A 10,492-nucleotide genomic window follows, 5' to 3' on the forward strand; every position below is an offset into this window, starting at 1 on the left:
ATAGATTTTGCCTTTGATCCCCCCTGCCCCCCTTAATAAGGGGGGTATCTGACAATTTTTAACAGCTACCTACTTGGTAAATTATTCCCGATAGCTATTGCCTTTTTTCACTGCTGAGGGGTCACTGTTAACTATTAAGTACCTAAGCAAAATTAATTACACATATTTAACTACCTCTTGCCTTTTGCATGAGTGCCTTTTGCCTCTCCTAACCAAGAAATTAATTTTGCACCACTACTTAAAATATCACTCCCGTCAAACTAAAGGGACGGACTTCGGTAATTTTAACCTTAACCAATTTGCCGCGCAATTCCTCAAGATTTCCCGTAAAGAAAGTTAAGCGATTGCCTCTAGTTCTTCCCATAATTTGACTAGCATCTTTAGGGTTCACTTCTTCCACTAAAATTTCCTCAATTCTGCCTAAATATCTTTGGGAACGTTCAGCCGCTTTTGTAGCCACTAAATGATTTAATCTTTGTAAGCGATCGCTTTTTACCTGCTCACTTAATTGATTATCCCAAATAGCAGCCGGAGTCCCGGGACGGGGAGAATAGGCCGCCGTATTTAATTGATCAAAACCAATCTCATCGACTAATTTTAAAGTATTCTCGAACTGTGCCTCTGTTTCTCCCGGGAATCCGACAATCGCATCGGCACTAATGGCAGCATCCGGCATTAAATCGCGAATATTAGCGATAATTTGTCGGTATTTTTCCTGAGTATAGCCCCGTTTCATCGCCTTGAGAATATCATTATCCCCCGATTGAAAAGGGATATGAAAATGTTCACAAACTTTAGGTAATTCCTGACAAGCTTTAATCAAACGTTCGGTAAAATAGCGGGGGTGACTGGTGGCAAAACGGAGACGTTCAATGCCGGCCACATCGTGAATGTAGTAGAGTAAATCGGTGAAATTGTGCAGATGTCGGCCGCTTGCCGTCACTCCGGGTAAATCCCGTCCGTAGGCATCAATATTTTGACCTAAAAGGGTGATTTCTTGATAACCCTGTTGTCCTAATTGTTCCATTTCTGCTCGAATTGCCGCAGGAGTGCGCGATTGTTCCACCCCGCGCACCCCCGGAACCACACAATAGGTACAACGTTCATTACAACCATAGATGACGTTCACCCAAGCGGTAATATTACTATCCCGGCGCGGTTTGGTGATATCTTCCATGATGTGGATGGGTTCGGTGGCCACCACCTGGGAACCGTCAAAAACTTGTTGTAATAAGTCTCCCAAGCGGTTTGCGTGTTGCGGACCGATAATTAAATCCACTTCGGGAACCCGTCTTAACAATTGTTCCCCTTCCTGTTGGGCCACGCAGCCAGCGACCACTAGAGTAAGATCGGGTTGAGTTTGTTTGCGTTTAGCCTGTCTACCGAGATAGGAATACACCTTCTGTTCGGCATTATCGCGAATTGTACAGGTATTGTAGAGGATTAGATCGGCTTCGTTGGCATCCTCAGACCATTGAAACCCCAAATCTTCTAAAATACCCGCCATGCGTTCGGAGTCAGCTTTATTCATCTGACAACCAAAGGTGGTGATATGGTAACGACGTGGGGACTTATTCATGATGCTGGCTACAGAAACAAGAGTGCAGGTTTCTATTTTAGGCTATTTATTCTCTGACTTGAAAGAGGGTGTAGGGTGTGGCCCCCCCAACCCCCCCGACATCGGGGGGGTGGGGTGTAGGGTGTGGGGTGTGGGGTGTGGGGTGTGGGGTCTAGGGAAAGAAACCTCTTTCATCTTCCCACTTCCCACTCCCCAGAATTGGACATAAAGCATACTCAGCCATACAAGCAAAGAAAAACGAAACTTTTGCTTTGAGGATATCTCCTGACTGGTAGGATAAAAATAAACCATAACTAGGCAGTTTAACCTCCACGCCGCCGAGGCCACACCTTTAATCATCAAAGGAAAAGTATTTATATGTCTAAAAATCAAGTGTTCGACTTCTTCGCCTTAGCCGCTAAAAACGAAGAATTGGGTCAAAAAATGCGCTCAACCCAAGATCCTAAGCAATTACTAGAGATAGCTCGCTCGCAAGGCTTCGATTTCTCCCTTCCTGAATTAGAAGCGGCGCTCAAATCCTTGCACGAGAGTCCCGACTTTTTCCAAAAGTTAGCTCATGCAGTGTTAGAAGTTTTCAGCCCTAACCACGATAATTATCCCTCGATCGGTGTTCAACCCTACGAAGGCGAGATCGATCGCTAGAATCAGTGAGCAGTGATCAGTTAAGCTAAGACGCATTTAAAGCGCTTATTCTTAAGATTAGCCGAATCTCCCCCAATCCCTTTACTGTTGCCTCTTGCAAGAGTGCCTCTTGCCTCGTCTCAACAAGCAATTTAAATGCGCGGGCAGCTTACCAGTGATCGGATGGGAGTTTTCATTTCACTGTTTACTGATCACTGAAAAAGGCTCCCCACTCCCCACTCCCAGCCGTATATAGTATAAAAAAATTATAAAAAAGCCGAAATCAGCGAAAAATAGGCTTTTATCTGCCAATAAATCCAGCCAAGACAAGCAAGCCGCCAAGAGAGAAGTTAAAGCGAAAATCCGCTCTTAGCAAGGGTTTTAGCTGTAAATCTCCTGAGAATTGCTGAGGCTGATGGGCGAAGGGAAGGAATGATTAACTTTCGTTAACCTGAAGATGAGAAATAATCATAATGTTTTATATTGTCAAAGGTGTCATAGTTTCCTATGCTTTTTTTAGGTTGATAATTTTGCCTGACTCGTCAAATTTTTACCAACCAGCCCTAGAAAATAAAATTAGTGGATGAAAACGGTCACGATCGAGATAAAATTCAGGATGGTCTTACCCACCTTGCCACGATCCCGACTGCCACCAAAGCTAGAGCAGGAAAAGTAACAAGGAAAGAATTTGACTGAAACAAAGTTGATAACGCTAACGAAATTAATAGTTTAGTTTGGCTTGACAAGCGAGGAACAAAAAAATGCCAATTGCAGTAGGAATGATTGAAACCCTAGGATTTCCCGCCGTTGTGGAAGCGGCCGATGCCATGGTCAAGGCCGCCAGGGTAACTCTAGTGGGTTACGAAAAGATCGGTAGTGGTCGCGTCACTGTCATCGTCCGGGGAGACGTTTCAGAAGTGCAAGCTTCTGTGGCTGCCGGAGTGGAAAACGCCAACCGGGTTAACGGAGGACAAGTGCTATCTACCCATATCATCGCTCGTCCCCACGAAAACCTCGAATACGTGCTGCCCATTCGCTACACCGAAGAAGTAGAGCAATTCCGCAGCTATTAAACACCGTTGATCGGGGTCAGCATCTATAGAGTCGAAGAAAGCCAACCATTAGGAGACAAAAATATTATGTCAATTGCAGTGGGCATGGTGGAAACCTTGGGTTTCCCAGCCGTCGTCGAGGCGGCCGATGCCATGGTGAAAGCCGCCCGCGTAACCCTAGTAGGTTACGAAAAAATTGGTAGTGGTCGCGTCACCGTCATCGTCCGAGGAGACGTTTCGGAGGTACAGGCTTCCGTATCGGCGGGGACAGAAGCGGCATCTAATCGTGTTAAAGGTGGTCAAGTCCTCTCGACCCACATCATCGCCCGTCCCCACGAAAACCTCGAATACGTTCTTCCCATTCGTTATACAGAAGCAGTGGAACAGTTTCGTGAAAGTGTTAACCCGCAACCTTTAAGACGAATCTAGAGCGCAACTAACTTTTAGTGTAAACAAATTCCATGCAAATTGCCAAAGTTTGCGGAACCGTCGTTAGCACCCTGAAACCGCGCAGCATGACGGGAGTGAAACTTCTGCTTTTGCAATTCATCGACGCTCAAGGGCAACTTTTGCCTAAATACGAAGTAGCGGGTGATATTGTCGGAGCGGGGATTAATGAATGGGTGCTAGTGTCCCGGGGAGGAGCAGCTCGGATCGAAGACGGGCAGAACAATCGCCCCCTTGACGCGATGGTGGTGGGGATTATTGACACTATAACCGTAGAAAATCGCACCCTCTACAGCAAGAGAGACGAATTTCGTCAATCCGGTTAAACATCGATAGGACCCAAACACAGTTAATTAACAACCAGCCAGCCAAATTCAGTATGGAGGAAGACTAACTATGGTCGTCCGCACAACGGCGGCTAGTCCGAAAAAGCGGACCAAATCCCCAGAGGAAACGCGCATAGACGAGAGTGCCAAAGTCCACACCTTCTCTAACCTCAGTGGCGCTATCGAGATCGGGGCGCGAGTGGTGATTGCTCCGGGGACTTCCATCCGCGCCGATGAAGGAACCCCCTTTCACATTGGCGACGACAGCAAAATTCAGGACGGAGCAATCATCCACGGTTTAGAAAAAAGCCGTGTGGTGGGAGATGACGGCCGAGAATATTCGGTGTGGATCGGCCGGGGCAGCTGCATCACCCACATGGCACTCATTCACGGGCCCGCCTATGTGGGCGATCGCTGTTTTATCGGTTTTCGCTCCACCGTCTTTAATGCCCGCATCGGGGCCGATTGCATCGTCATGATGCACGCCCTCGTTCAAGACGTGGAAATCCCCGCCGGGAAATTCGTGCCATCCGGTTCCGTGATCACCAGCCAACAACAGGCCGATCGCTTACCCGATGTCACAGAAATCGATCGAGCCTTCACCCGTCACATTGTCGATATCGACCTCGCCCCCAGCGTCCCGGTCAAAGCCCACAGCCCAGCGACTCCTCCACCGGCAGCCGCTATAAACATCGCTAATGAGACGCTATATAGAAATTCGGTGACACCTATGAGTTTAAATACAAACATTCGAGCGCAGGTTCGCTCCCTCCTCTCCCAAGGCTACAAGATCGGCATCGAATACGCTGACAAACGCCGCTTTAAAACCAGTTCTTGGTTAAGTGCCGGCTTTATCGACGGCGGCCGCGAAGAACAGGTATCCCAATCCCTAGAAGCCTCCCTGAGAGACCTGCAAGGCGAATACGTCCGCCTGATCGGAGTCGATCCCGCCGCTAAACGGCGCATACTGGAAATGATTATCCAACGCCCCGAAGACACACCGGGAGAACCGGCCCGCACCACCACCGCCGTCCACGGCGGTCATGGCAACGGTAACGGCCATTCCGACCTGTCCGTACAAGTGCGTTCCCTGCTGGCCCAAGGACTGAAAATCGCCACCGAACACGCGGATAAACGCCGGTTTAAAACCAGTTCTTGGTTAACTGGACCTGCGATCGAAACCAAGAGCGAAGCGGGCATCATTCGCGATATCGAAGCGATCGTGACTGAAAATAGCGATGAGTATGTCCGCCTGATCGGGATCGACCCGCAAGCGAAAAAACGGGTCGTCGAAATGATTATTCACCGCCCCGGCAGCGCCCCCGCTAGTAACGGCAGCGGCAAAGCCAGCAGCTACAGCGCCCCCGCTAGTAACGGAGCCAGTCATAGCAGCAGTGGTAGCTTAAGTGGGGAAACGATCGCTCAAATTCGTTCCCTGCTCGCCCAAGGCTACAAAATCGGCACCGAACACGCCGATAAACGCCGGTTTAAAACCAGTTCTTGGCAGAGTTGCGCTCCGATCGAAAGCAATCGCGAATCCGATGTAATTACTGCTTTGGAAGATTGTTTACGCGAACATAGCGGCGAATACGTCCGCTTACTCGGTATCGATGCTAAAGCCAAAAAACGGGTTTTAGAAACGGTGATCCAGCGTCCCGATGGTTCGGTGGCTAGTAATGGCAACGGTAAAACCGCCACCGTTGCTGAACCGAGTTTCAAAAGCTCTGCTTCCGGTTCCTCCAGCGGCGGTACTGCCACTTTAACCAGTACCTTAACCGCAGAAACGATCACTCAAATTCGCTCTTTATTGAACCAAGGTCACAAAATCGGGGCCGAACACGCGGATAAACGTCGTTTTAAAACCAGTTCTTGGCAAAGCTGCACCCCGATCGATAGCAGTCGCGAATCCGATGTGGTGGCCGCTTTAGAAACCTGTCTGCGCGACCATCAAGGGGAATACGTTCGTCTGATCGGGATTGACTCCCAAGCGAAACGTCGTGTTCTCGAATCGATTATTCAACGCCCTTAATTTCAGGACTCGGCGATCGGTGAAGGGAGATAGGTGTTAGGTGTTGGCGGATCGGGAAAAATACCGGAAACTCTAACCCCTACCCCCTAACCCCCGATCACTGATCACTGATCACTGAGTGACTGTCAATTATGTCCTTACCCCCCGTTCAACCTATTAGCCGCTCGGAATTCTATGTCAATGGTGATGTAACCATTGATGAGAGTGCGATCGTGGCTCCGGGGGTGATTCTCCGAGCAGCCCCCAATAGCCAAATAATTATCGGTGCGGGTGCTTGCCTGGGTATGGGAACAATTTTAACCGCCTATCAGGGTGTTATTGCTATCGGTGCAGGGGCAATTTTAGGTACAGGTGTTCTAATAGTCGGTCAGGGTGAAATCGGTGAGAATGCCTGTATTGGCTCAACCACAACGATTTTTAATGCTTCTGTGGCAGCGATGTCGCTCGTGCCGTCTGGTTCCCTGATCGGAGATACTTCCCGTCAAATTACCATCGAGGTGTCAGCAACCCCATCGGAACCGGAAAGGCCTCCTCTACCACAACCGGAACCCGTAGTCAGTCAAGTGTCCCCAGTCCCGTCCGCGGAGGAAGTGGTCGCCGAAACCGTGGCCAGTCCTTGGGATAGCGAGGAAATGGCCGCCGAGGCCAGTCCTCCGGAAACCAGAGAACAAGCATCTACTACTAACCGACCGAATCAAGCATCTGTGGTCGGAAAGGTCTATATCAATCAGTTATTGGTCACGCTATTTCCAGAACGTCATCGTTTTAATGGCAACAATAACCATAATTCTTGAAGGGGAAAATAATCGTTCACAAGCCAAAAATCTCAACAATAATTACTGAGTAATTAGACCTAATTTATCTAGAGTTCACGGCTGTCTAACTGTCCTCTAGGTACTGGGTATAATTGCTTGGAAATCCAGTTAATATTTAGCGATTGCCGACAATTTTTTGAGGTTGTAATTATTGATAATCTTCCTCAATTAAAGAGTAGTTTTAATCGCTCAAAGCCTGATGAGCAGAAGTTTCTGCGTGTCAATCAGGTAAATTTTTGTTGATTTTTTTGTGTTTTTGTAGAGATTGTCAAAGTTAGATGACGACAGATTAAAGAAACTAATCGCCCCGAGAAAAAAAAACAATCAAAATTTTAGAGATAGAGAAAAAAATGATCAGAATAGGATAAAGTTCGTGTTAAGATGATCAGTTGAAAAAAACATTAGTGAAAATTGCTCCCTAACTTCGCTCCTAGCAGCAGGGGACAGGAGCTTAAGAAAAATCTATGTCGGTTGACGGCGAGATTTTACAGGTGCGACTAATCATGCAGTTTATGGAGGAATAATCCCAATGGTGCAAGCCAAATCCAAAGGTTTCCAGGCCGGCGTAAAAGACTACCGCCTGACCTACTACACCCCCGACTACACCCCCAAAGATACAGATCTACTAGCTTGCTTCCGGGTGACACCCCAACCCGGAGTTCCTCCGGAAGAAGCAGGTGCGGCAGTAGCGGCGGAATCTTCCACAGGTACCTGGACCACCGTTTGGACCGATAACTTAACCGACCTCGATCGCTATAAAGGCCGTTGTTATGATATCGAACCCGTACCCAACGAAGATAACCAGTTCTTCTGTTTCGTTGCCTATCCTTTAGATCTATTTGAAGAAGGTTCCGTCACCAACATCCTCACCTCGATCGTTGGTAACGTTTTCGGTTTCAAAGCTCTACGCGGTCTCCGGTTAGAAGATATCCGTTTCCCCGTCGCTTTAATCAAAACCTTCCAAGGTCCTCCCCACGGTATCACCGTTGAACGGGACAAATTAAACAAATACGGTCGCCCCTTACTCGGTTGCACCATCAAACCCAAACTCGGCCTTTCCGCTAAAAACTACGGTCGTGCCGTTTATGAATGTCTCCGCGGTGGTTTAGACTTCACCAAAGACGACGAAAATATTAACTCTCAACCCTTCATGCGTTGGCGCGATCGTTTCCTCTTTGTCCAAGAGGCGATCGTTAAATCCCAAGCAGAAACCAACGAAGTTAAAGGACATTACCTCAACGTAACTGCTCCTACCTGCGAGCAGATGATGCAACGGGCTGAATTCGCCGCCGAAATCAAAACCCCCATCATCATGCACGACTACCTCACCGGTGGTTTCACCGCTAACACCACCCTGGCGAAATTCTGCCGCGACAAAGGGTTACTGCTCCACATTCACCGGGCAATGCACGCGGTTATCGACCGTCAGAAAAATCATGGTATCCACTTCCGCGTTTTAGCTAAGTGCTTACGTCTCTCTGGTGGTGATCACCTGCACTCGGGAACCGTTGTCGGTAAACTCGAAGGTGAACGCGGGATCACGATGGGTTTTGTTGACCTGATGCGTGAAGACTATGTAGAAGAAGATCGCGCTCGTGGTATTTTCTTCACCCAAGACTACGCTTCCTTACCCGGGGTAATGCCGGTTGCTTCTGGTGGTATCCACGTTTGGCATATGCCCGCGCTGGTGGAAATCTTCGGTGACGATTCCTGCTTACAGTTCGGTGGTGGAACCCTTGGCCACCCCTGGGGTAACGCACCGGGTGCCACCGCTAACCGTGTGGCTCTGGAAGCTTGTATCCAAGCTCGTAACGAAGGACGCTCCTTGGCCCGCGAAGGTAACGACGTTATCCGGGAAGCTTGCCGTTGGAGTCCTGAACTGGCTGCCGCTTGCGAACTCTGGAAAGAAATCAAATTCGAGTTCGAGGCTATGGATACCCTCTAATACAGCCCTTCAGAAGGTTGTTAGCAGTTATCGGTGCAAAATAATGCTGGGGACTTGCCCAAAATCGGCAAGCAGTCGCTAGAATTTCAACACTGATAACTGTCTAGCCAATAACTGAAAACTGTATAAAATGTATCCGAAAAAAGTTGTTCAAGATACCGCGAAAGTCTTACAAAGTTACCTAACTTACCAAGCGGTTCGCACGATTATCGATCAATTGTCAGAAACTAATCCGACTTTAGCTATTTGGCTGAGTCACTATACTTCTAGCCATTCCATTCAGGATGGCGAGGCCTATATTGCGGGGTTGATGACTGAGAATAAAGAGTTAGTTTTGCGGATCATGACGGTAAGAGAACATCTAGCCGAACAGGTTTTAGAGTTCTTGCCAGAGATGGTAAAAACGGGAATTATTAATGACAATACCGAACATCGTCGGCAACTTTTGGAACGTCTCACCCGTACTGCTATAAGTCAACCAGAGACATCGGAATTAAATCTCGATGTTGATGATCTACCCAACCCATAAGGAATCAAGAAACCCATGAAAACTTTACCTAAAGAGAAGCGTTACGAAACCCTCTCCTACTTGCCCCCCCTCACCGATCAACAAATTGCTAAACAAATTCAATACATGATCGATCAGGGTTATATTCCTGCTGTGGAATTTGAAAAAGATCCCAAACCCGCAGATTATCATTGGACGATGTGGAAACTGCCTTTATTCTCTGTTTCTGGCCCCCAAGAAGTTCTTAATGAAGTTCGCGAGTGCCGCACCGAGTATTCTGATTGCTACATCCGCGTTATCGCTTTTGACAACATCAAACAATGTCAAACCATGAGCTTTATTGTTCATAAACCCAATGCCGGCCGCTACTAATTTGGTTGTCATCTAATTATTAACTATTGAGGGGGGTTCTTAAACCTCCCTTTTTTTTGATAGAAAACGGTTTTCTTGAAGAAACCCGTTTTCTACTCATGCACTGATGCAAAAAGGGGAATAAATAATCAGTCTTTAATAACCAGATTTAGTATCAGACAGATTTAGGTGTTGGGTGTTGGGTTTCGCTTTTCCTGAGAATTGAGAGGTTTTCTTTAACATATTTATTCCCTCAACCCAACCTAGTAACTACGGGCGCTCACTACTTAATTTAATCACTTGTTGCTCAGGAAATTTAAGGGTAAGTTCCCATTCTCCCCCTAATTCCCTCATCATACTGGTTAAATTTTCTAGGGTAAGATGTTGTTTTAAATCATCTGATTTTGCTGAAAAACAGGGCTGTTCACTTTCGCTTTCCGTGATTTCTCCTGAAGAAAGTCTTAGGCGTTGAAGAAGTTCATCAATGATTTGCATTTCTTGTAAAAGCTCTTGGGTTTTAGCTTCAATTTTTGCCCTTCTTTCAGAGGGCAGTTTATCCATTTCTTCATCAAAGGTAATCATAGATTTTGCTCCGTTAAGGTTTTTAAATAGGCTTCAAATCTTTTTTCGGCGATGGGAATGTTTTTTTCATACCATCTTTTATCGCCAGTTTTATTCCCTCCTACTAGCATGATAGCTTGACGGATAGGATCGAAAGCAAAAAGCACTCGCCAAGGTTGTCCTTGATGCTGTACTCGCAATTCTTTAAGGTTGGGGTAACGACTGCCTTGAAGAGTGTCAACATAAGGTCGTCCTAAC

General features: G+C 47.3%; 13 protein-coding genes. 10 read left to right on the forward strand and 3 right to left on the reverse strand.

From position 1 onward, the window contains the following. Positions 1 to 238 precede the first annotated feature (238 nt). Positions 239 to 1,579, reverse strand: coding sequence for a tRNA (N6-isopentenyl adenosine(37)-C2)-methylthiotransferase MiaB (miaB, locus tag O9334_RS07345; RefSeq protein WP_287999759.1), 1,341 nt, complete (start codon positions 1,577 to 1,579; stop codon positions 239 to 241). Between miaB and O9334_RS07350 the strand changes: the two genes are divergently transcribed. From O9334_RS07350 to O9334_RS07395, 10 genes are all read left to right on the forward strand, one after another. Beyond that, positions 1,578 to 1,787 carry a hypothetical protein gene (locus O9334_RS07350; protein WP_287999760.1) on the forward strand — a complete coding sequence of 70 codons (210 nt, stop codon included), beginning with the start codon at positions 1,578 to 1,580 and terminating at the stop codon, positions 1,785 to 1,787. The genes miaB and O9334_RS07350 overlap by 2 nt on opposite strands. 149 nt (positions 1,788 to 1,936) lie before the next feature. Then, entirely contained in the window at positions 1,937 to 2,221 is a 285-nt protein-coding gene (locus O9334_RS07355) for a Nif11-like leader peptide family natural product precursor (protein WP_045356463.1), read from the forward strand. 740 nt (positions 2,222 to 2,961) lie between these two features. Further along, on the forward strand, positions 2,962 to 3,273 hold the full coding sequence (locus O9334_RS07360; protein WP_002734613.1) for a carbon dioxide-concentrating mechanism protein CcmK: 312 nt from the start codon (positions 2,962 to 2,964) through the stop codon (positions 3,271 to 3,273). 66 nt (positions 3,274 to 3,339) lie between these two features. Beyond that, complete coding sequence (locus tag O9334_RS07365; RefSeq protein ID WP_002733426.1) at positions 3,340 to 3,681, forward strand: carbon dioxide-concentrating mechanism protein CcmK; 342 nt, start codon at positions 3,340 to 3,342, stop codon at positions 3,679 to 3,681. Positions 3,682 to 3,713: 32 nt separating this feature from the next. Further along, positions 3,714 to 4,025: a beta-carboxysome shell vertex protein CcmL gene (gene ccmL / locus O9334_RS07370; protein ID WP_002741688.1), complete on the forward strand. Its 312-nt coding sequence runs from the start codon at positions 3,714 to 3,716 to the stop codon at positions 4,023 to 4,025. Positions 4,026 to 4,095: 70 nt separating this feature from the next. Beyond that, positions 4,096 to 6,054 carry a RuBisCO small subunit-like domain-containing protein gene (locus O9334_RS07375; protein ID WP_287999761.1) on the forward strand — a complete coding sequence of 653 codons (1,959 nt, stop codon included), beginning with the start codon at positions 4,096 to 4,098 and terminating at the stop codon, positions 6,052 to 6,054. Between the two features lie 131 nt (positions 6,055 to 6,185). Further along, complete coding sequence (gene ccmN, locus O9334_RS07380) at positions 6,186 to 6,848, forward strand: beta-carboxysome scaffolding protein CcmN (RefSeq protein WP_045356457.1); 663 nt, start codon at positions 6,186 to 6,188, stop codon at positions 6,846 to 6,848. A gap of 550 nt (positions 6,849 to 7,398) precedes the next feature. After that, a complete protein-coding gene (locus O9334_RS07385; protein WP_002753365.1) occupies positions 7,399 to 8,814 on the forward strand; it encodes a form I ribulose bisphosphate carboxylase large subunit in 1,416 nt (471 codons plus the stop codon). Between the two features lie 130 nt (positions 8,815 to 8,944). Further along, entirely contained in the window at positions 8,945 to 9,343 is a 399-nt protein-coding gene (rcbX, locus tag O9334_RS07390; protein ID WP_002732424.1) for a RuBisCO chaperone RbcX, read from the forward strand. Positions 9,344 to 9,358: 15 nt separating this feature from the next. Beyond that, positions 9,359 to 9,694 (forward strand): ribulose bisphosphate carboxylase small subunit, encoded by a 336-nt coding sequence (locus tag O9334_RS07395; RefSeq protein WP_002741682.1) that lies wholly within the window; start codon positions 9,359 to 9,361, stop codon positions 9,692 to 9,694. Between the two features lie 249 nt (positions 9,695 to 9,943). On the opposite strand, the gene O9334_RS07400 is transcribed toward O9334_RS07395, so the two are convergent. Together O9334_RS07400 and O9334_RS07405 are read right to left on the reverse strand one after the other, a co-directional pair. Then, positions 9,944 to 10,255, reverse strand: coding sequence for a transcriptional regulator (locus O9334_RS07400; protein WP_287999762.1), 312 nt, complete (start codon positions 10,253 to 10,255; stop codon positions 9,944 to 9,946). Then, positions 10,252 to 10,492 (reverse strand): type II toxin-antitoxin system RelE/ParE family toxin (locus O9334_RS07405; protein WP_287999763.1); only part of this gene is annotated, 241 nt, incomplete at its 5' end. The genes O9334_RS07400 and O9334_RS07405, both read right to left, overlap by 4 nt.

It is taken from the genome of Microcystis sp. LE19-8.1F, from assembly GCF_027531715.1.
Lineage (GTDB): Bacteria > Cyanobacteriota > Cyanobacteriia > Cyanobacteriales > Microcystaceae > Microcystis > Microcystis wesenbergii_A.